Genomic DNA, 20,249 nt, shown 5'->3' on the forward strand with positions numbered 1-20,249 from the left:
CGCGTGCGCTTCAACAGGGGCGAAGGGGCGGAGAGCTTATCACAGGGGAGCTGCCTCCTCCCGGAGGATGCACTAAGATGCAGGCCTTTTCGAAGCATGACCGGGATTCCTGATGTATTCATCCCCCCTGGAAACAAGAACCACGCCACACTCCCTGACCCATCTTGTCTTGCACCGCTGGCTGGTGCTCGGATACCTGGCGCTGCTCACGGGAATGTTCTGGATACCAAGTGGCAGTCTCTATACCAAGGTCTTCTACGGGTTCATCGCCGCTCCCGCGCTGCTTGGCTTGGTCACAGCGCCCCGCCGGTTCATGGCCCTGATTCGCGAGCCCGTCATGCTCAGTTTTCTCGCCTTGACCGTTTGGCTGTTGCTGAGCCTGGCCTGGACCAGGGCCGACGAAGGCGCCTCCAGCCTGGCAAAACGCCCTCTGTACGTCTTCATGCTGTTCGCAGGATGCAGTTTCATTGCCCTGAGCAACCGGGACACACTCCTCAAGACCTTACGCATCGGCGCTGGGCTAGCGGCGATCGCCGCCCTGGTTAACCTCTACCTATTCTTCACGGTCCCACCGGAGGAAGGGCGCCTCATCGGCACCGGGGCGTTGCGCAATCCACTGCTGACCTCGCACATCCTGGGAGCGTTTTGCGCCTACTGGCTGGCCGCCTGGATCGTCCGTGACCTGCGCCAGGACTGGCTGCCGCTGCTACTGGTGCTGATCCTGACCGCCGCCCTGATCGCCACCGGCTCCCGCACACCACTGATGGCCCTGGGCCTGACCAGCGTCTGGATGCTGGCCATGAATCCCCGTCGAGCAACCTACGCGGTTGCAATTGGAGTGGTCGCCGCAATCCTCTGCCTGCTGTTCTATCCCGACATACTGCTGCAGCGCGGCGCGTCGTACCGCCCGCAAATCTGGTCCGACGCCCTGCACCAGGCCCGGGAACATCTCTGGCTCGGCCATGGCTTCAACAGCAGCTTCACCTTTACCGCCGAGGGGCTCCTGGACTTCACACTGAGCGATCCGCACAACATCGAACTCGCGGTGCTGCTGGAACTCGGCCTGGTCGGCCTGGCCATCTGGCTGCTGATGTTCGGCCTGGGCCTCTTGCGCTGCCTGAATCAACGCCGTGACAAGGGGTTCCAGATCGCCTCGGCCATGGTGGTCTACGGCCTGGGGGCGGGCCTTACCGAAGGGAGCAGCTTCCTTTCGCGACCCAATGAAAGCTGGTTCCTGATCTGGATTCCGCTGTCGCTGGTAGTTGCACTGTCCGTGAGTCAACGCTGCCAGGAAAGCCGATGAAGACACTGAGCGAACTCCAACTCGAGTCCACCCTCACCGGATCCCTGACCATCGAAGCCGATGGCCTTGGGCTCAAGGTGGCACGCCTGGCCGACGGTACCTTTCTCAAGCTCTACCGGCGCAAGCGCCTGCTGTCGTCCGCGCTCTGGCAACCACCGGCGGAGACCTTTGCCCGCAATGCCGCGCGCCTCAACGACCTGGGCATCAGCGCCCCGAAGGTCATCGACACGCTCAGCATCCCCGAGCGCCAGCTCAGCGGCGTGCTGTACGAACCCCTGCCCGGTGAAACCCTGCGCAATATCTGGCAGGAAACCTCCGAGCAGCAACTCGCACATTCGGTGGAAGACTTCGGCAGATTCCTGGGCGCACTGCACGACCAGGGCGTATATTTCCGATCGCTGCACTTGGGTAATGTCCTTCAGCTGCCAGACGGTCGATTCGGCTTGATCGACCTGTCCGACATGCAAATAAGCGATCGCCCACTGGCTCTCTGGAAACGCAAACGCAACGTGCGTCATATGCTCCGCTATCAGCAGGATGCCCATTGGCTGGCGGTCCGCCACGTGGACGACCTGCTCCGCGGCTATGCCGACCGCGCCGGTGCGGCTGCCGCGAAAGCCCTGAAACGTGCCATTGGCCTCAGACGCCACAATTTCCCTCGAGACTCATCGAAGACATCATGAGCCTGATCAAGCTGATCGACTTCCGTACTTTTTCCGACCCCAGAGGGACATTGGCGGTCGTCGAGGCCAGCTTGGACGTGTCTTTCGAGATACGCCGCGTCTATTACCTGTACGGCCTGAGCGGCGATCTCCACCGAGGCTTCCATGCGCACCGCGAACTGGAACAGATCGCCATCTGTCTCAGCGGAAGCTGCAGTTTCCTGCTCGATGACGGTCAACGGCGGGAAACACTGAGTCTCGGCTCCCCCCATCAAGGGCTGCGCATCGAGCGTATGGTCTGGCACGAGATGTTCGACTTTTCCCCCGATTGCGTGCTGATGGTGCTGGCAAGCGAGCACTACGACGAATCCGACTACATCCGCAACTACGAGCAATTCCTCACCGAGGTCAATCATGCCGCAAGTCCATGAACTGGCGGATGTGCAGAGCCCCCACATCGGCAACGGCACGCGAATCTGGCAGTACGCAGTGATCCTCCCAGGCGCTCGCATCGGCACCGATTGCAATGTCTGTGCACACACCCTCATCGAGAACGATGTCGAGGTCGGCGACAGGGTCACCATCAAATCGGGTGTTTTCCTGTGGGACGGCATACGCGTCGCGGACGATGTGTTCATCGGCCCCAACGCGACCTTCGCCAACGACCCCATGCCACGCTCGAAGGTCTACCCTGAACGATTCCTCGGCGTCCGCCTCGAACGCGGCGCCTCCATCGGCGCCAATGCAACACTGCTACCCGGCGTAACCATCGGCGAATACGCCATGGTCGGCGCCGGCGCAGTGGTCACCAAGGACGTCCCCCCCCGAGCGGTAGTTGTCGGCAACCCTGCGCGCATCCTGCGCTTCCTGGACGATCATGATTCCATTTCTCAACCTTAAGGACATCAACGCCAAGCTCCGCGACGAACTGCTGGAGGCCTGCGCGCGGGTCATCGACTCCGGTTGGTACATCGCCGGCAACGAGCTGCGCGCATTCGAGCAGGAGTACGCCGCGTACTGTGGCTCCCGCCATTGCATCGGCGTGGCCAACGGTCTCGACGCCCTGACCCTGACTCTGCGCGCCTGGATGGAGCTCGGACGGCTACGGGAAGGGGACGAAGTCATAGTGCCGGCCAATACCTACATCGCCACCCTGCTGGCAATTACCGAGAACGGCCTCGTCCCGGTGCTGGTGGAGCCTGACGACAGGAGCCTCAACCTGTCGCCCCGATCGGTCACTGCGGCGCTTGGCAAGCGTACCCGTGCGATTCTGCCGGTCCACCTCTACGGCCGCCTGGCCGACATGCCGGAACTGCTGGAAATATCCAACAGGCATGGGCTGCTGGTCCTGGAAGACGCGGCCCAGGGCCACGGCGCCAGCCTTGGCGGCCGCAAGGCGGGCAACTGGGGCGATGCCGCCGGTTTCAGCTTCTATCCCGGCAAGAACCTCGGCGCGCTCGGTGACGCGGGGGCCATCACTACCTCCGACGACGAACTGGCGGAAACCCTTCAGGCACTGCGCAACTACGGCTCCCATGTGAAGTACCGCAATCTCTACCAGGGCCTGAACAGCCGTCTGGACGAGATCCAGGCGGCCATGCTGCGGGTGAAGCTCAAGCACCTGGACGAGCAGACGGCCCAGCGCCGCCAGATCGCCCACCGCTACCTGAACGAGATCGACAACGCAGCGATCCGGCTGCCCACCTGGGAGCGCGAAGAGGAGCATGTCTGGCACCTGTTCGTGGTCCGCTGCCAACAGCGCGCACGCTTCCAGCAACTGCTGGACAAGGCCGGGGTACAGACCATGATCCATTACCCGATCGCACCCCATAAGCAGAAGGCCTACCCGGAGTACAACCACATCGAGCTGCCGATCACCGAGAGCATCCACGAGGAAGTCCTGAGCCTGCCCATGGACCCCAGCATGACGCCGGAACAGGTCGACCGCGTCATCGAGGCGGCCAACCAGGCACGGGTCTGATGAAGCAGATCCGCGAGCACGGCTGGCGCAAGGGACTCAGGCTCTACCTGTTCCGGGCCGTGCAACGAATGCGCGTCCTGCATTACCGCCTGTTGTCGGAGAACACGCCACGCGCGATGCAGGGACGCCTCAAGCAGCCGGCGCTGTTCAGCGGGCAGGGTGAAATCCACATCGGGAAGTCCAGCATCGGCGTCTGGCCTTCTCCCTTCTTCCTCAATGGCTATGCCCATATCGAGGCGCGGGAGCCCGGCTCATGCATCCGCATCGGCCAGGGCTGCCATATCAACAACAACGCCGTCCTGATCGCCGAACGCAACGCCATCACCATCGGCGACAACACCCTCATCGGCCATAGCTTCTCGGCATACGACTCCGACTTTCACCGCCTCGAACCCCATCTGCGCAGTTCCGGCCAGCACGAGGGCAAGGATGTGGTCATCGGCACCAATGTCTTCATCGGCGCGAACGTCACGGTGCTGAAGGGCGTGACCATTGGCGACAACAGTGTCATCGCCAATGGCTCGGTGGTGAACCGGGATGTACCGGCCAACGTGATCGCCGGCGGCGTTCCAGCGAAAGTACTGGGCCCGCTGCCCGCCTGATCAGCCGCGCGGCTTGCGGGCCGGAAGGAGATAGCGGCCGACGGCCCGCAGCGTCTTGCGATTCCAGTAGCGCCGGGGCAACCGGCCAAACAGTTCGCGGGCCAGCGGTTTGTCGTCCCGCGCGCACTTCATGAGCATGGAATTGATGAAGCGCGCACAGACTTCCTCGTAGGCCGGGTGGTCACGAAAGATGGCGTAGGTCTTCATCACGTTGTCGACCATGAAGCGCAGGTTCTTGTAGGTGTTGTGGCCGTGGGTCCGGTACTGCGCCAGCACCTCGTCCATGATGTCGATCATGTAACCCGCGCGGGTGATCTTCAGCTTCATCAGCAGGTCTTCGAGGCGAATCTCGGGATCGTAACCCCCGACCGCCTCGATGGCTTCGCGGCGGAACAGCATGGTCGGAGCGGGCGCCCCCGGCTGCTGGCCAAGGAAGATATCGTCGAACCCCAACCGGCGCGCAGGGCGCGGCTTCTGCTTGGCCCGTACACGCCCCTGCTCGTCGATGGTTTCGACATTGCCGGCGCAGATACCCACCTCCGGCTTGTCGCGCATATGCGCGACCTGCAGGGCCAGCCGCTCGGGAAGCATGATGTCGTCGGAGCCGAAGGGAGCGATAAGGCTGCCCTTCGAACGGACGATTGTCTCGTTGAGCGTACGGGAAAGCCCCTTGTTCTCCTGGGCGACGAAATCGAAGCCATGGATTTCCTGCAACCTGCGGATACGCGTGACGCTGTCGTCCCGAGAACCATCATCCACCACCAGCAACTCTACGTTCGGGTAGGTCTGGGCCATCACACTTGCGATGCAGGCTTCGATGTAATCCGCGTGGTTGTATGAGGAGATGATCACGCTGACCAGCGGTAGATCCTTCGAATCACTCATGGCGACTTCCTTCCAGCAACTCCACTAACAGGTCGCGGTACTGGCGACGAAAATCCTCGATCGAGTGGGCACGGCAGAGGTACTGGTAGGCACGCTCGCCTTCCGCGGCGCGCGCCTCGGGCGAGAGCGCCAGCACGTCGCTAAGGTGCCCGGCCAGTACCTCATGCTGGCCGACGGGGAAGATGCGGCCGCCGCAGTCTTCGAGTATCGGCTTGAGGCTGGGGATATCCGAGCCGATGACTGGCAAGTGGCCGCTCATGCCTTCCAGCAAAGCCAGTGGCAGGCCTTCGCTCAGGGATGGCATGACGAAAGCGTCGAAGGCACGCACGTACTGCAACGCATCATCCTTCGCCCCCAGCAGCAGCGCGCGACCTTGCAGGCCCAACTCGTCGATGGCGGCCTCCAGTTCGGGACGCGCTCGCCCCTCGCCGATGATCGCCAGCAGCACGCTGGGTTGCGCATCCTTGACACTGGCGAAGGCGCGCAGCAGGTGGATATGCCCCTTGACCGGAACCAGGCGGCCAATGGCGCCGAACACGAACGCATCAGCCGGCAGACCCAGCATGTCGCGCGCCTTGTCGCGCGAATGCTGAAGGCCTTCGGCGCGGGTGATATCAATGGCGTTGTTGATCTGCCGGGTATTGGCCGGCGTGAAGCCCGCACCGGCGCCGATCAGATAATCGCGCACCGCGCGGGAAACGCCCACCAGCCGCCATGCCGGAGTCAGCAACTGACGTGCGACCCAGCAACGGAAGGAACGATCGTATTCGCCGAAGCCGTGGGCGACGCCAACGCAGGCGCGGATACGCAGCCAGCGATTGAGCAGCATCAGCATGTTCACCGGTTTGAAGCGGTGGGTGATAACCGCATCGTAGCCTTCGTCACGGCAATGCCGGTAGAGCGCCCAAAGGGCGCGCAGGCGCAGGCCGCTGACGGCAGATTTGCTATAGCCGAAGTAGATCGAGCGCTCGGCCTTGCTCACCGGCTCGCCGGGGCCAGGGCGGCCACGCAGGAAGGCCGTGGTCACCTCGTAGCGGTCGGTCGGCAGAGCCTGGATGATCTGCTCGGCCAGGTCGGACGCATTGACGTTGTAGTAGTTCTGCAACTGCAGAACCTTGATACGGCGCTGGCTCATACCGGGTTCTTCTTGGGCTTCAGCCACAGGCGCAGTGCCTTACGGCTGTACGACAGTTTGAACAGCACCCGCCAATCGGTGCGCAGCGCCTCGCGATAGTAAGTGCGGGCACTGTCCCGCTCCCCGGCCAGAAGGCAGGTGCGGAACAACGACAGGCAACGCTGGGCGCGGTAGGCAGGCTTGAGTGACTGCAGGTTGGCCGGCAGCTTGAGGAAAACCTCATCCACCAGGTTCAGCCCCACCTTGCGCGCGGCCTCGGCGTTATGACGCAGGCTGCCGGGGTGCTTGTGGATGCGCGCCAGCATCAGGTCGAGGACTTGCACCTGGCGCTGGGTCAGGCAATACGCAAAGACCGGAATGTCCTCGCTGTGGCGCAGATGCTCAGGATAGGGCCGCTCGAGCAGCAGCTCGCGAAGGAACACGCAGGCGCCGTGGCTGAGGGCGATCTTCTTGCCCAGCAGGTAATCCTTCAGGCGCTTCAGCGGTTCGACCGGCACGGCACTGGCCGGGTGTTCGCGCTCGCGGCCATCGGGCTGGACCGCAACATGGCCGGCAAGCCAGAGCCCAACATCCGGCTGCTCACGCAGGCGCTCACAGAGGCCGGGCAATACACCGGGCGCCAGCTCATCGTCGGCATCCAGCAGCAGCACGTAGCGCCCCTGGGCCAGCTGTATGCCGTTGTTGCGAGCAGCCGAAGGGCCGGAATTGGCCTGGCGGACGCCCTGGAAGGACGCACCGTGGCGCTGGCTCAGGGCGGTGAAGACCGCCGGGGTGTCGTCGGTGGAACCATCGTCCACGACCCAGAGTTCGACCTCCGGGGTGGCCTGGGCCAGCACCGACTCCACGGCACGCGGGAGAACGCCCGCGTAGTTGTAGGTGGGAATGACGACACTAAGCAGTGGCTTAGCCGACATTGTCATACCAGTCCTTGCCTTCCTTGACGACGAGGATGTCTTCCATGATCAGGTACTGCAGGTCCGAGCCGTAGAACATGTTCAGCGCATCGGTCGGCGAACAGATCATTGGCTCACCGCGGCGATTGAGCGAGGTGTTCAGCGACACGCCGTTACCGGTGAGGACTTCCAGTTCCTTCATCAGGTCGTACCAGCGCGGGTTGTGGCGACGCTCGAGGACCTGGGCACGGGATGTACCATCTTCATGCACCACTTCGGCCACGCGGGTCTTCCATTCTTCATTGACCTCAAAGGTGAAGGTCATGAAAGGCGATGGGTGATCGACCTTGAGCATCTGCGGCGCGACGGTATCCAGCATCGACGGGCAGAAGGGGCGCCAGCGCTCGCGGAACTTGATCTGTTCGTTGATACGGTCAGCCACGCCGGCCGCACTCGGGCAGCCGATGATTGAACGGCCGCCGAGGGCACGAGGACCGAATTCCATACGGCCCTGGAACCAGGCGACGGGGTTGCCGTCGACCATGATCTTCGCGATGCGCTGCGGCGTGTTCTCGATACGCTTGAACACCGGTTTCTGTGGGTGCCTGGCACAGGCAGCGATCACGTCTTCATTGCTGAAGGACGGGCCGAGGTAGACGTGCTCCATCTTCTCCACCGGCACACCGCGCTTGACCGAGACATAGGCAGCAGCCCCCACGGAGGTACCGGCGTCACCGGAGGCCGGCTGGACGAACAGTTCCTTCACTTCCGAACGGGCGATGATCTTCTGGTTCAGCTTGACGTTCAGCGCGCAGCCGCCGGCGAAGGCGATCTTGCCGGTCTCGCGAAGGATGTCGCCGAGGTAGTAATCCATCATCTCCAGCGCCAGCTTCTCGAACAGGGCCTGCATGCTGGCGGCGTAGTGGATGTAGGGATCGTCAGCGATGTCGCCCTGGCGCTTCGGCCCCAGCCACTCGATCAGCTTGGGCGAGAAGTAGTAGCCCTTGCCGTTTTCCTTGTAGCGGCGGAAACCGATGACGTTGGCATAGTCGGTGTTGATAATCAGCTCGCCGTTCTCGAACTTGGCCAGACGCGAGAAGTCGTACTTGGCAGCGTCGCCGTAGGGCGCCATGCCCATGACCTTGAACTCGCCGTCGAGCATCTCGAAGCCGAGGTACTCGGTGATGGCGCCATAGAGGCCGCCCAGGGAGTCCGGGTCGAAGAATTCCTTGATCTTGTGGATCTTGCCGTTCTCGCCCCAGCCGAAGAAGGTGGTGGCGTACTCGCCCTTGCCGTCGATGCCGAGGATCGCGGTCTTTTCCTTGAAACCCGAGCAGTGGTAGGCGCTGGAAGCGTGGGCCAGGTGGTGCTCCACCGGCTCGATCTTCACCTTCTTGGCGTCGAAGCCCAGCTGCTCCAGGCACCAGACGATCTTCTTGCGGTAGCGCTTGTAGCGGCGATTGCCCATGAGGATGGCGTCGAGGGCGCGGTCCGGGGCGTACCAGTAGCGTTTGGCGTAGTGCCAGCGCGCCTTGCCGAACAGGCTGATGGGGGCGAACGGGATGGCCACCACGTCGACGTCGGAGGGCTTGATGCCAGCCTGCTCCAGGCAGAACTTGGCGGACTCGTAGGGCATGCGATTCTTCGCGTGCTTGTCGCGCACGAAGCGCTCTTCTTCGGCGGCGGCGATCAGCTTGCCGTCGATATAGAGCGCGGCGGAGGGATCATGGCTGAGGGCGCCGGAAAGGCCGAGAATCGTCAATGCCACGGGGGTTAGCCTCTTTCAGGGCAGGTGCCCGGCACCTGCGGTAAACGTTGATCCAGTAGCTGGTAAAGCGCCGACCCGGCCGGCCAGTTTCTCAGGAAGCGTGCGCGATCGCGGGCATAGGCCTGGGCGAAACTGCGCTGGCTGCGATGCTGGCAGACGGCATCGAGGTCGATCAGGGTCCAGCGGCCGTCCTGCCAGAACAGGTTGTAGCCCTTGAAGTCACCATGGCTGATGCGCTCGCGAATCAGCGCGGCAAACAGCTGGTCGAGGGCCTGCAGTTCTGCTTCGGGCGGAGCGCCAGCCCCGTCCGGGTCGTCCAGATAGGGTTGAAAACGGGCGATTATATCTTGCCCGGAGAGATATTCGGTAATCAGGTACGCGCGTCCGCGCAGCCAGAGAAAACGCCGCTCGAACACGGCCAGCGGCTGGGGCGTGGCAATGCCGAGGAAGTCCAGACGATTGCCCTCGCGCCAGCTGTGCCACGCACGGCTCGGGCGCCAGAAGCGCGTCAGCCAGTGCAACAGGCCCTTGATGTTGTAGCGCTTGACCAACAACCGACGGCCATCGACCGTGACTTCGGCCACTGTGGCGGTGGCGCCCTGCTTGAGTGAGCGCCCTTGCGCCAGGGCGGCGTCCGGCGCGTGCAACAGACCATCCAGCTCCGACTCGGCGTCCCGGCGGACGGCGCGCAAACCGAACGCACCGCGAACCACACTGAACAGACTGCAATCGCGGGCGATCTTCTTCATGTAGTCGCCAAGACGCCAGCGCCGCAGGCGGGCGATCTCCTTCTCCAGCGCTTCGAGCGGCAGAGCGTGCTCGCCGTTGACCAGCAGGTAGTGCACCAGCAGCTCTTCGATGTAAGAGTCCAGCTCCGCCGGCAGCTGGGCGAAGAAAACGCCTAGGTTGGCCATCGCCTTGTCCCGCGGCAGCGGCGCGCCGGGGCATTCGGCACGAATACCGCCGCCGTCGATCACGTGCAGTTTGCCACCGTGGCGCAGCAGGTTATCCAGGTGAAGGTCTTCCTGGGCAAGGCCCGCCAGATGCAGCCGGGCGATGGTCACCAGGGCCTCGCCCAGCACCGCCTGCTGGCCGTCGGACAGGGGCGCATCGCGCTCCACCTGGCGCCAGGCATCCCAGAGGCTTTCAGCAGCGTCCAGGTACTCGAACAGCAGCCAGCCCCCCTGCCCAGCCTGTTGCCCCTCGGCCAGCAGTGCCGGGGAGTCCAGCGCCTGGCCATGCAGCGCTTGGACGCCGGCCAGCTCGCGCTGGAAATGGCGCTCCGCCTTGCCGCCCACGAGCAGTTTGGCCAGCACCTTGCGGCCCTGCCAGAGCGCCACGCCGACGTAGCGCTGGCCAGGCAGCACCCGCAGCAGGCTTTGCAACTCGAGGCCGCCAGCGATATCCAGGCGGATGGGCAACTGCGGGGAGCGCCCCGCACGGGCCAGTTCGGCCAGAGTCATTGATTGCGTTCCTTATTGCGACGTCGGCTGGCGACGCGCGCCAGCCAGCCATTCACTTCAGCCGAATCACCAGGGCGCTGCAGATAACCGGCCAGCAGTTCGCGGACTTCCGCTTCGCCCCAGTCATCGGCACGGCGCACCAAAGTTTCCAGATCCTTGATCCGGTCGCGCCGGCCGAGAAGCAGGGGCCGGGTCTTTTCCAGGTCGATCAGGCAGGCCTCGAAGCCGGTTCCGGCCTCCCGCAGGAAGACATGCTTGGGATAGAAGCAACCATGCACCTGGCCGGCGTCATGCAGGCGTCGGGCAAGCCTGGCGACCGCCGCGATGATGTCCGAACACTGTTCGGTCGTCAGTGCGGGCCAGCGCTCCAGCCATCCCACCAGTTCGCGCCAGCCGTCCAGAGCCCGCGACACCAGGATGGCACGGCGCTCCCCCTCGACCAGGCGGGTACCGAAAAAGGCGGCCTGCAGGGCGGGAACCCCCAACGCCTGGTAGCGCTGGATGTTGCGGAACTCACGGGCGAAGGTGGGCTCCCCGAAGGGCCGCAGCAGGCTACGGCTCAGGAAGTTGCTCTGCCGCTTGAGGTAGTAGGCCGCATCACCCAGGTCCAGGCGGAACACGCTGCTCCAGCCACCGCGGCCGGTATTGGGTTCATCCACCGCCTCCAGGCGCAGGGCCCAGAGCGCGTCGAAGCTGTCCAGACCGTGGCGAACGAGGATGTCGCGATCCGCCGCGGCGATGTAGTCGTTCATTCGCGTCCCTCGAAGAACTTGAGGATCTGCCGCACCTGGCGCTTGTCGCTGCTGCGCAGGCCCGATTGATCCCGGTATTGCAGGTAGAAGCGCAGGCGCTGGCTGCGGCTGAGGTGGTACTTGGCCACCTTGTCCAGGCACGCCAGGTCCTTGATGACCCGGTAGTGCAGGAACGGCCCCCACCAAAAGGTGCCGGTCGGGCAGTCAATCAGGAACAGGTCGCCTGCCTCGTCCACCAGCAGATTGCGCCACTTGAGGTCGTTGTGGGCAAAACCGTGCTGGTGCAGGCTGCGGGTGGCCTTCGCCAGTTGCCGGCTGACGCGGTCTACCCAGCGCGGGTCGGCCAGGCGCGGATCGCCCTGCTTGGCCATCTCGGCCATATCGACCGTGCCCTTGAGTTCCCGGGTGATCAGTGCGCCACGGTGGAACGCGCCTGCGCGACGCTCCTGGCCCCAGCCCACCACGGGGGCGGTGGGAATGCCCCACTTGGTGAAGTACCTCAGGTTCTGCCATTCGGCCTTGACCCGCGACCGGCCCAGCCACCGGCGCAGCCCCTTGCCGGCAGCCCAGTAGCGCTTGACGTAGTAGCGCACGCCACGGTGTTCCACCCGCAATACTTCGGACAACGGGTCGCCGGTGATCCAGTCACCCTCCACAGCAAACACCTTGTCGAGGTCACCGAACAGCTCTGCGACCTCAGCCTCCAGCCCCTCGGCCAGTTTCCATTGGCTCACGCCTCTCCTCCCCCGGCGTACTTGCGCTCATAGCGCGAGAGCAGGCGCTCGGCCTTCTGCTCGAGCCAGGCCAACAGGCCGATCTCATCCTTCAGGATTTGACGCAGTGGCTGGCGGAAGTAGGCCCTGAGGAAGCGCAGCTTGTCGCGCCGGGTCAGGCCGATGTTCAGCGCCGAGAAGTAGAGTCCGGCCAGATCCTTGTCACGCCAGCGCCTGGGCGTGGCCATGCGGGTCTGCGCACGATGCAGGTCGATCAGCGACAGCTTGAAGTCGTCGGCAGTGACCGGCCGCGCGGTGTGCAGCAGGAAGTGACAGATGTAGCAGTCGCGGTGGTTGACGCCCGCACGGTGCATGGTGCCGGTCATCCGCGCCACTTCGTCGATCAGCGCCCACTTCAGCCGCACCGGTGGCGGGTTGCGCGGCCAGTCGACGCAGAAGTCCTCAAGGCTGACGGTGGGCGCCAGTTCTTCAGTGACGATGAAGGAATGCTGGCGCGCCGGGTTGCTGCCGCGCTCGCCGAAAGCCACGGCGGTCATAGTGGGCACACCCGCCTCATGCAGGCGCTGGATGGCCGCCCACTCCTGGCCGGCGCCCAGCACCGGCGCCTTGGCGGTGACCAGGTTCTTGACGATTTCGCCCCAGCCGATGCCGCGGTGGATCTTGACGAAATAACCCTCGCCCGCCACCTCGGTGCGCAGGGTACGGCGGCCCTCCAGCTCGCGGTAGACCTGCCCCTGGAGCGCCTCGACTTCGGCAAAGGCGTCGCGCCCGGCCCAGAGACGCTCGAAAGGTTCCTTGAGGACAAGCTTCATGGGCGCTCCGCGAGAATCACGTTGGCCGCATGCTGCGGCATGCTGTAGAGGTCGGAGCTGTCGGCGAAGGTCAGGCCGTTGACGCTCCAGCGCGCGCGACCTGCCGGGTCGGCGAGCATACCGGCGAGCAACTGGTTCAGCGCCTCCTGTTCGAAGGGGCCGGGCAGCACGCGGCCGGCGTCGGCTTCGGCGATGTAGTGGGCATAACCGCAGACGTCGGTGACCAGCACCGGCAGGCCGGCTACCAGCGCTTCCAGCAGCACGGTGCCGGTGTTCTCGTTGTAGGCCGGGTGGATCAGCAGGTCGGCGCCCAGCAGGAAGCGCGGGATATCACTGCGCCCCTTGAGGATATCCACCTGGTCCGAGATACCCAGGGCCTTCATCTGCAGCAGGAAGGGCTTGGGATCGTCCTGGCCGATGACGATCAACCGGGTACGTTTCTTCAGTTCGCGAGGCAGCGCGGCCACAGCCTTGAGGCTGCGGTCCAGGCCCTTGGTCTTGAAGCCGGAGCCGATCTGCACCAACAGCAGGTCGTTATCGCCCAGCTTGAACTCACGACGAAACTCTGCGCGGATAGCCGCCGCGTTGGCCGGAGCGCGGCGGTCAGCCGCAATGCCCGGTGGCAACAGGTGGAAGCGCGCGGCCGGCGTGGCGTAGTGCTTGACGAAGAGTGGCTGCTGCACCTCGGAGATCATCAGCACCTCGGTTTTCGACTCGGGGGCGAACACGGCGCGCTCGTACTCGGAAAAGTGCTTGTAGCGGCCCCAGCGGCGATAGAGCCCATTGCGCAAGGTCTGCGCCTTGTCCTCGAAGCAAGGGTCGGCGGCGTAGTAGACGTCCAGGCCCGGCATCTTGTTGAAGCCGATCACCCGGCCCACCGGGCGGCGCGACAGATCGGCCTCGACCCAGGCGGTGAATTTCTCGTTGCGCTTGTGGTTGAACAACGCCTTGACCGGCGCGACCAGCACTTCGAAGCCTTCCGGGATGTCGCCTTCCCAGATCATCGTGTAGACGCGAATGGCATGCCCACGGCGCTGGCACTCCAGGGCAATACGCATGAAATCGCGCTGCAGGCCGCCGAAGGGGAAGTACTTGTAGAGCACGAATGCCAATTGCATCAGTGGATATCCTCAGTCAGCAGCAGGGCTTCCAGTTGGGTCGCCACGCGCTGCGGATTCAGCCGCGTGAAACATAGCGGCTGTTCGCGCTCCAGGTCGAACAGGCGGATGTCCTCCGCCGTCGGCTTGTAGGCGCAGGTCTTCTTCAGGCAGGGCGCACAGGGGAAATCGCTCCCCAGATGAATTTGCGCCCGCCCGTACGCGCCGGTGAAGCCCGGATTGGTCGGGCCGTAGAGCGAAAGGGTCGGCACGTCCAGTGCGGCGGCCAGGTGACCAAGGCCGGTATCCACGGCCACGCAGGCACGGGCACCCGCCACGACCTTGGCCATGCCCGCCAGGGATAACCTGGGGAGCACCGCGGCATTTTCCAGGCCTTCGGCGATGCGTTCCGCGCGCGCCTTCTCCGTCGCACTGCCCCAGGGCAGGCGCACATGCCAGCCGTGGTCGCACGCCCGCTCGGTGAGTTCTCGCCAGTAATGTTCCGGCCAGTGCTTGGTGTCCCAGGTGGTGCCGTGGAGGAACAACAGGTAAGGCGCGCCGCCTGGAGCGTCAGCCAGCTGAGCGCGATTCAGGCCGTAGTTGCCCACGCCCTCAGGCACGCGGTAATCCAGCGCCTGGGCGAACAGTTGGCGCACACGTTCCACCGCGTGCTGTCCCCAGGCCACCGGGTAGCGGCGGTCATAGAAGCGGCTGGCCAGCGGCTCACGGGCAGAGTCACGATCGAGCCCCGCCACCGGCGCCTTGGCGTAACGGGTCAGCAACGCGCTTTTCAGCAGGCCCTGGGCATCGATCACCAGGTCGTAGCGGGTTTCCCGCAGCCGACGCTTGAAGCGGCGCCATTCACCGCTTCTGAGGGTCTGCCAGATGTTCTTGCGCCAGCGACGAATGGCCACCGGAATGACCTGCGCAACCGCCGGATGCCAGGCGGGAATCTCGGCAAAACCTTCTTCCACGACCCAGTCGAACTGGATGCCGGGAATCGCCCGCGCGGCATCGGTCAGCGCCGGCAAGGTGTGGATGACGTCGCCCAGGGAGGAAGTCTTGATCAGCAGTACCCGCACTCAGTGAATCTCCGCCAGTTCGAGCGGGTCCGGTACCAGACGGTCCAGGGCTTCGATCACTGGGCGCGGTTTCAGCTCGCGCAGGCAGTTGTAGTGGCCGAAGCGGCAAGTACGTTCAAAGCAGGGGCTGCACTCTAGACCCAGGCGGACGACTTCCACCTGTTCGGCCAGGGGCGGGGTGAACTGCGGCGACGTGGAGCCATAGACCGCCACCAGCGGACGCGCCAAAGCAGCGGCCACGTGCATCAGGCCGGAGTCGTTGGACACCACGGCGCTGGCACAGGACATGAGGTCGATGGCTTCGGCCAGACTGGTTTCCCCAGCCAGGTTCACCGCCTCCTCACGCAGGCCGGGAATCAGCCGCATACGGATGTCTTCGCCGCCCGGATGGTCATTCTTCGAGCCGAATAGCCAGACCTGCCAACCCGCACGGATTTTCACCTCGGCCACCTTGGCGTAGTGCTCGGCCGGCCAGCGCTTGGCTTCGCCAAACTCGGCACCCGGGCAGAGTGCCAGGACGGGGCGATCCAGACCGAGGCCGAACTTGGCCAGCGCCGCTTCACGGCTGGCCGGTTCGATCTGCAACGTGGGACGCGGGTAAGGCGTGGGCAGCTCGGCGCCGGGCTCGAAGGCCAGGGCCATGAAGCGCTCGATCATCAGCGGGTAGCGCTGCTTGTCGAGAACACGGATGTCATTCAGCAGGCCATAGCGCATCTCGCCTTTCCAGCCAGTGCGCTTGGGGATATCCGCAAACCAGGGCACCAGCGCCGACTTCAGCGAGTTGGGCAGGAGAATGGCCTGGTCGTACTGCCCCACCAGGGACTTGCCGATCTTGCGCCGGGAGGTGATATCCAGCACGCCGTGGCCGATGGGGAAGCTCAGCGCCAGGCGCACTTCCGGCATGCGCTCGAGGATCGGTCGGCTCCATTCGGGCGCCAGCACGTCGATCTCGCAGTCGGGATGGCGGGCTCTCAGGCACTGGAAGAGTGTCTGCGCCATCACCATGTCGCCAACCCAGGAGGGTCCTACGATCAGAATTTTCATAAGGGCAGCTTCAAGTCTCAAGCGACTAACCTCAAGCGACAAGCCGCAAGCTCCAAGCGGCGGGTACCACTTGCAGCTTGCGGCTTGCGGCGTGCAGCTCAGTCGGTTTACTTGACCAGGGTGCGCCACTCGGCGTGCGCCGAGGTCTTGCCGGTCACCAGGTCGAAGTAGGCTTTCTGCAGCTTCTCGGTCACCGGGCCACGGTGGCCGATGCCGATCTTGCGGCCATCCACTTCGCGGATCGGGGTGACTTCAGCGGCGGTACCGGTGAAGAATGCCTCGTCGGCGATGTACACCTCGTCACGGGTGATGCGCTTCTCGACCACCTTGATGCCCAGCTCGCCGGCCAGGGTCAGGATGGTGCTACGGGTGATGCCGTTGAGGCAGGAGGTCACTTCCGGGGTGTACACCACGCCGTCCTTGACCAGGAAGATGTTCTCGCCCGAACCCTCGGCCACATAGCCTTCCGGGTCCAGCAGCATGGCCTCGTCGGCGCCGCCGGAGATGGCTTCCTGCAGGGCCAGCATCGAGTTGATGTAGTTGCCGTTGGCCTTGGCGCGGGTCATCGAGATGTTGACGTGGTGACGGGTGTAGGAGCTGGTGCGCACCTTGATGCCGTTTTCCAGCGCTTCTTCGCCCATGTAGGCGCCCCAATGCCAGGCGGCGACGATCACATGGACCTTCAGGCCGGTCGCGCGCAGGCCCATGCCTTCACTGCCGAAGAACACCATCGGGCGCAGGTAGGCGCTTTCCAGGCCGTTTTCACGGACGGCGGCGCGCTGCGCTTCGTTGATCTCTTCCTTGGAGAAGGGGATCTCCATGTTGAAGATGTGAGCAGAGTCGAACAGGCGATCGGTGTGCGCCTGCAGGCGGAAGATGGCGGTGCCGTCCGGGGTGTTGTAGGCGCGCACGCCTTCGAACACGCCCATGCCGTAATGCAGGGTGTGCGTCAGGACGTGGGTGTTCGCTTCGCGCCACGGCACCAGTTCGCCGTCATACCAGATCACGCCATCACGATCGGCCATCGACATATTGCCAACTCCTCAAGAATTCGATTGGTTCAGCCAGCCGGGTCAGTTCAGACCCAGCTCTCGCCAGATACGCATCACGCCTCGGCGCTCCGCTTGGAACTGGTCCCCGCCCACCACCCCGGGCTGCTTCTGCAAGGCCTGGCGGTGAGCCGCTGAACGGTAGGCTTTGTAAGCTTCCTGCAGCAGGCGCACTTCGTCGCCGGCCAGCAGGCTTGCCTGCTCCAGGCCATCCAGGATGCGGATGTTATCGGTGTAACGAACCAGCTCGGGGTGCTGTCGTGACCAGGCCAGGGCCGCATATTGCACCATAAATTCGATATCGACGATACCGCCGGCATCCTGCTTCAGATCGAAGGCCGCTGCGGCCTCGAAGGCATTCGGCCCGGTTCCGGCGACGGTTTCGCGGGTGCCGAGGTTGTCGCGCATCTTGGTACGCATCTCACTGACCTCGGCGCGCAGCTTGGGCAAATCACGCTCGCGGCCGAGTACTGCCAGACGCACGTGCTCGAAGGCGGCGGCGACTCGCGGCGAGCCCACCAGTACCCGCGCACGCACCAGCGCCTGGTGCTCCCAGGTCCAGGCTTCGCTTTCCTGGTAGCGCTGGAACGCGCCCAGGGAGCTGACCAGCAATCCCGCAGCGCCCGAGGGGCGCAAGCGCATGTCCACCTCGTAGAGCGCGCCGGACGTGGTCTGGGTGGTCAGCAGGTGGATGATCCGCTGCCCCAGGCGCGTGAAGAACTGGGCGCCATCGATGGGCTTGGCGCCGTCGGTCTCAGCCTGGGGGTCGCCATCGTGGATGAACACCAAGTCCAGGTCCGAGCCGTGGCCGAACTCCAGGCCTCCTACCTTGCCATAGCCGACGATGATGAAGTCGGGGTCGCAGAGGCTGCCGTCGGCGCGTTTCGGCGTGCCGTACTTGGCAACCGTCTGGCGCCAGGACAGTGCCAGCACCTGGTCGAGAATGGCCTCGGCCAGCCAGGTCAGGTAGTCGCTGACCTTCATCAGCGGCAGGGTTCCGGCGATTTCCGAAGCGGCCACCCGCAGGCTGTGCGCCAGTTTGAAGTGGCGCAGAGCCTCCATCTGCTGTTCAAGGTCGTCTTCGGGTATCCGCGTCAGACGCTCGCGCAGCTCGGCCGCCAACTCCGGCGCCAGCGGCGGTCGATAGAGACGGCCCTCGTTGAGCAATTCGTCCAGCAATAGCGGGAAACGGGTGATCTGTTCGGCAATCCAGGGGCTGGCGGCACAGAGCTGGACCAGGCGCTGCAAGGCGCCCGGGTTCTCGGTCAGCAGCACCAGATAGGCCGATCGACGCGCCACCTTCTCCACCATGGGCAGCACCCGCTCCAGCACCAGGTCGGGATTGCCATGTTCCACAGTGAGGTTCAACAGACGCGGGATGAAGGCATCCAGACGCTCCCGACCAAGGCGCTGCATGGCACGCACCTGCGGGCCGTTGCGCAGGTCGGTGAGCCGGCGCCAGGCCGTGGCGGGCTCGGCGAAGCCGGCCTCACCCAGTTGGCGGCAGGCACTTTCTTCGTCGAGAGCCTCCTCCCAGAGCGGCAGCCACTCACCGCCGATACAGCTTTCGCCAGTGCCGCCCTCTTCTTCATCCGGGTCGGCGATCACCTGCTGGAAGTGCCATTCGACGCGCCCGCGCCAGGCCATCAGGCCGTCATGGAAGGCCTGCCAATCGTCGAACCCCATGATGAACGCCACCCGGGCACGGTCCAGATCGCCATCCGGCAGCATCTGGGTCTGCCGGTCAGCGATGGCCTGCAGGGCATGCTCGGTGTACCGGAGGAACTCATAGCCTTCCTTCAATTCCGCCACGACCGGCGGCGGCAGATAGCCCTGACCTTCCAGGGTCTCCAGCACGGTCAGCAGCGGCCGCTGTTGCAGGCTGAGGTCGCGTCCCCCGTGAATCAGCTGGAAGGCCTGGGCGATGAACTCCACTTCGCGGATGCCGCCGGAGCCGAGTTTGACGTTCTCGGTCATGCCCTTGCGGCGCACTTCCTGCTGGATCAGTTGCTTCATGGAGCGCAGCGCTTCAATGGCGGAGAAGTCCAGGTAGCGGCGATAGACGAAGGGTCGCAGCATTTGCAGCAACTGGGCGCCAGCGGCCTGGTCGCCGCCCACCACCCGCGCCTTGATCATTGCGTAGCGCTCCCAATCGCGCCCCTGGTCCTGGTAGTACTGCTCCAGGGCATTGAAGCTGAACACCAATGGCCCGGAGGAGCCGTAAGGGCGCAGGCGCATATCCACGCGGAAGACGAAACCGTCCACGGTAATGACGTCCAGGGCCTTGATCAGCCGCTGGCCGAGCCGGGTAAAGAACTCCTGGTTATCCAGCGCGCGCTTGGCGCCCTTGGTCTCGCCGCCTTCGGGGTAGCCGAAGATCAGATCGATGTCCGAGGACAGGTTCAACTCATGGGCGCCCAGCTTGCCCATGCCCAGCACGACAAGATGCTGCGGCTGGCCGGAGCGGCGGCCGATGGGGGTGCCGAACTGGGCGCAGTGGCGGCTGTAGAGCCAGTGATAGGCGAGGTCGATGCAGGCATCCGCGAGGTCGGACAGGTCGCGGCAGGTTTCCGCAAGATCGGCCTGGCGCGTCAGGTCGCGCCAGATGATGCGCAGTTGCTGGCGATTGCGATAGCGCCGCAGGCGTCGGCCGAGCTCATCTTCTTCCGCGCAGTCTTTCAGCAGTTCCGCCACCTGGGCGCGCAACTCGTCCGGCGCCAAGGGGCGTTCCAGCTCACCGGAAGCAGCCAGCGCCAGCAACATGGGCGGATCACGCTGGGCCTGCTCGGCCACGAAGTCGCTGGCAGCCACGACGCGGGTAAATGCTCGCCGCCGTTCGTCGGGCCAGCCGGTGAAGTCAGATGTCTGTTCTGCGACGACAGCGCAGAAGGTCGCCAGCGCCCGATCGGCACTGGGCTGGAGGTTGGCCGGCAGGGCGGCCAGCGGCGGCAGGCTCATGGTCTATCCTTTATGGGCTGCGGGCCGAG

Annotated in this window: 19 protein-coding genes; 6 read left to right on the plus strand and 13 right to left on the minus strand. The window is 64.4% G+C overall.

The window, feature by feature from the left end; all coding sequences use genetic code 11:
- Positions 1-112 precede the first annotated feature (112 nt).
- Genes THL1_RS30860 through THL1_RS26120 form a run of 6 tightly spaced genes read left to right on the plus strand, consistent with a single transcriptional unit; the run spans position 113 to position 4,548 of the window.
- Positions 113-1,303, plus strand: coding sequence for an O-antigen ligase family protein (locus THL1_RS30860; protein ID WP_069085953.1), 1,191 nt, complete (start codon positions 113-115; stop codon positions 1,301-1,303).
- The gene (locus THL1_RS30865) at positions 1,300-1,986 is read left to right on the plus strand and encodes a phosphotransferase (RefSeq protein ID WP_069085954.1); all 687 of its coding nucleotides are present in this window, start codon (positions 1,300-1,302) and stop codon (positions 1,984-1,986) included. The genes THL1_RS30860 and THL1_RS30865 overlap by 4 nt, the downstream gene beginning before the upstream one ends.
- Positions 1,983-2,396 (plus strand): sugar 3,4-ketoisomerase, encoded by a 414-nt coding sequence (locus tag THL1_RS26105; protein ID WP_069085955.1) that lies wholly within the window; start codon positions 1,983-1,985, stop codon positions 2,394-2,396. The genes THL1_RS30865 and THL1_RS26105 overlap by 4 nt, the downstream gene beginning before the upstream one ends.
- Positions 2,380-2,865, plus strand: coding sequence for an acyltransferase (locus tag THL1_RS26110; protein ID WP_069085956.1), 486 nt, complete (start codon positions 2,380-2,382; stop codon positions 2,863-2,865). Before THL1_RS26105 ends, THL1_RS26110 begins: the two co-directional genes overlap by 17 nt.
- The gene (locus THL1_RS26115; protein ID WP_069085957.1) at positions 2,843-3,946 is read left to right on the plus strand and encodes a DegT/DnrJ/EryC1/StrS family aminotransferase; all 1,104 of its coding nucleotides are present in this window, start codon (positions 2,843-2,845) and stop codon (positions 3,944-3,946) included. Before THL1_RS26110 ends, THL1_RS26115 begins: the two co-directional genes overlap by 23 nt.
- Positions 3,946-4,548 (plus strand): acyltransferase, encoded by a 603-nt coding sequence (locus THL1_RS26120; protein ID WP_069085958.1) that lies wholly within the window; start codon positions 3,946-3,948, stop codon positions 4,546-4,548. The genes THL1_RS26115 and THL1_RS26120 overlap by 1 nt, the downstream gene beginning before the upstream one ends.
- Here THL1_RS26120 and THL1_RS26125 read toward each other — a convergent pair whose 3' ends face one another.
- The 13 genes from THL1_RS26125 to glnE form a co-directional block, all read right to left on the minus strand.
- Complete coding sequence (locus tag THL1_RS26125) at positions 4,549-5,433, minus strand: glycosyltransferase (protein ID WP_069085959.1); 885 nt, start codon at positions 5,431-5,433, stop codon at positions 4,549-4,551. It lies immediately after the preceding gene.
- Positions 5,426-6,568 carry a glycosyltransferase gene (locus THL1_RS26130; RefSeq protein WP_069085960.1) on the minus strand — a complete coding sequence of 381 codons (1,143 nt, stop codon included), beginning with the start codon at positions 6,566-6,568 and terminating at the stop codon, positions 5,426-5,428. Before THL1_RS26130 ends, THL1_RS26125 begins: the two co-directional genes overlap by 8 nt.
- The gene (locus tag THL1_RS26135) at positions 6,565-7,482 is read right to left on the minus strand and encodes a glycosyltransferase family 2 protein (protein WP_069085961.1); all 918 of its coding nucleotides are present in this window, start codon (positions 7,480-7,482) and stop codon (positions 6,565-6,567) included. The genes THL1_RS26130 and THL1_RS26135 overlap by 4 nt, the downstream gene beginning before the upstream one ends.
- Positions 7,472-9,229 (minus strand): carbamoyltransferase family protein, encoded by a 1,758-nt coding sequence (locus THL1_RS26140; RefSeq protein ID WP_069085962.1) that lies wholly within the window; start codon positions 9,227-9,229, stop codon positions 7,472-7,474. The genes THL1_RS26135 and THL1_RS26140 overlap by 11 nt, the downstream gene beginning before the upstream one ends.
- 5 nt (positions 9,230-9,234) lie before the next feature.
- Positions 9,235-10,692, minus strand: coding sequence for a lipopolysaccharide kinase InaA family protein (locus THL1_RS26145; protein ID WP_069085963.1), 1,458 nt, complete (start codon positions 10,690-10,692; stop codon positions 9,235-9,237).
- Entirely contained in the window at positions 10,689-11,444 is a 756-nt protein-coding gene (locus THL1_RS26150) for a lipopolysaccharide kinase InaA family protein (RefSeq protein ID WP_069085964.1), read from the minus strand. The genes THL1_RS26145 and THL1_RS26150 overlap by 4 nt, the downstream gene beginning before the upstream one ends.
- Positions 11,441-12,178, minus strand: a complete 738-nt coding sequence (locus tag THL1_RS26155; RefSeq protein WP_069085965.1) for a lipopolysaccharide kinase InaA family protein — start codon at positions 12,176-12,178, stop codon at positions 11,441-11,443. Before THL1_RS26155 ends, THL1_RS26150 begins: the two co-directional genes overlap by 4 nt.
- Complete coding sequence (gene rfaP, locus THL1_RS26160; RefSeq protein WP_069085966.1) at positions 12,175-12,990, minus strand: lipopolysaccharide core heptose(I) kinase RfaP; 816 nt, start codon at positions 12,988-12,990, stop codon at positions 12,175-12,177. Before rfaP ends, THL1_RS26155 begins: the two co-directional genes overlap by 4 nt.
- Positions 12,987-14,108, minus strand: a complete 1,122-nt coding sequence (locus tag THL1_RS26165) for a glycosyltransferase family 4 protein (RefSeq protein WP_069085967.1) — start codon at positions 14,106-14,108, stop codon at positions 12,987-12,989. Before THL1_RS26165 ends, rfaP begins: the two co-directional genes overlap by 4 nt.
- Positions 14,108-15,169, minus strand: a complete 1,062-nt coding sequence (gene waaC / locus THL1_RS26170) for a lipopolysaccharide heptosyltransferase I (RefSeq protein WP_069085968.1) — start codon at positions 15,167-15,169, stop codon at positions 14,108-14,110. Before waaC ends, THL1_RS26165 begins: the two co-directional genes overlap by 1 nt.
- On the minus strand, positions 15,170-16,213 hold the full coding sequence (waaF, locus tag THL1_RS26175) for a lipopolysaccharide heptosyltransferase II (protein WP_069085969.1): 1,044 nt from the start codon (positions 16,211-16,213) through the stop codon (positions 15,170-15,172).
- A gap of 107 nt (positions 16,214-16,320) precedes the next feature.
- Positions 16,321-17,244, minus strand: coding sequence for a branched-chain amino acid transaminase (locus THL1_RS26180; RefSeq protein WP_069085970.1), 924 nt, complete (start codon positions 17,242-17,244; stop codon positions 16,321-16,323).
- A 42-nt stretch (positions 17,245-17,286) separates the two neighbouring features.
- The gene (gene glnE / locus THL1_RS26185; protein ID WP_069085971.1) at positions 17,287-20,220 is read right to left on the minus strand and encodes a bifunctional [glutamate--ammonia ligase]-adenylyl-L-tyrosine phosphorylase/[glutamate--ammonia-ligase] adenylyltransferase; all 2,934 of its coding nucleotides are present in this window, start codon (positions 20,218-20,220) and stop codon (positions 17,287-17,289) included.
- Between the last annotated feature and the right edge of the window lie 29 nt (positions 20,221-20,249).

This window comes from Pseudomonas sp. TCU-HL1, from assembly GCF_001708505.1.
Taxonomy (GTDB): domain Bacteria; phylum Pseudomonadota; class Gammaproteobacteria; order Pseudomonadales; family Pseudomonadaceae; genus Metapseudomonas.

Coding starts and splice junctions, on each gene's coding strand:
- THL1_RS30860 (WP_069085953.1), top strand. CDS start 113: ATGTATTCATCCCCCCTGGAAACAAGAACCACGCCACACTCCCTGACC.
- THL1_RS30865 (WP_069085954.1), top strand. CDS start 1,300: ATGAAGACACTGAGCGAACTCCAACTCGAGTCCACCCTCACCGGATCC.
- THL1_RS26105 (WP_069085955.1), top strand. CDS start 1,983: ATGAGCCTGATCAAGCTGATCGACTTCCGTACTTTTTCCGACCCCAGA.
- THL1_RS26110 (WP_069085956.1), top strand. CDS start 2,380: ATGCCGCAAGTCCATGAACTGGCGGATGTGCAGAGCCCCCACATCGGC.
- THL1_RS26115 (WP_069085957.1), top strand. CDS start 2,843: ATGATTCCATTTCTCAACCTTAAGGACATCAACGCCAAGCTCCGCGAC.
- THL1_RS26120 (WP_069085958.1), top strand. CDS start 3,946: ATGAAGCAGATCCGCGAGCACGGCTGGCGCAAGGGACTCAGGCTCTAC.
- THL1_RS26125 (WP_069085959.1), bottom strand. CDS start 5,433: ATGAGTGATTCGAAGGATCTACCGCTGGTCAGCGTGATCATCTCCTCA.
- THL1_RS26130 (WP_069085960.1), bottom strand. CDS start 6,568: ATGAGCCAGCGCCGTATCAAGGTTCTGCAGTTGCAGAACTACTACAAC.
- THL1_RS26135 (WP_069085961.1), bottom strand. CDS start 7,482: ATGTCGGCTAAGCCACTGCTTAGTGTCGTCATTCCCACCTACAACTAC.
- THL1_RS26145 (WP_069085963.1), bottom strand. CDS start 10,692: ATGACTCTGGCCGAACTGGCCCGTGCGGGGCGCTCCCCGCAGTTGCCC.
- THL1_RS26150 (WP_069085964.1), bottom strand. CDS start 11,444: ATGAACGACTACATCGCCGCGGCGGATCGCGACATCCTCGTTCGCCAC.
- rfaP (WP_069085966.1), bottom strand. CDS start 12,990: ATGAAGCTTGTCCTCAAGGAACCTTTCGAGCGTCTCTGGGCCGGGCGC.
- THL1_RS26165 (WP_069085967.1), bottom strand. CDS start 14,108: ATGCAATTGGCATTCGTGCTCTACAAGTACTTCCCCTTCGGCGGCCTG.
- waaF (WP_069085969.1), bottom strand. CDS start 16,213: ATGAAAATTCTGATCGTAGGACCCTCCTGGGTTGGCGACATGGTGATG.
- THL1_RS26180 (WP_069085970.1), bottom strand. CDS start 17,244: ATGTCGATGGCCGATCGTGATGGCGTGATCTGGTATGACGGCGAACTG.
- glnE (WP_069085971.1), bottom strand. CDS start 20,220: ATGAGCCTGCCGCCGCTGGCCGCCCTGCCGGCCAACCTCCAGCCCAGT.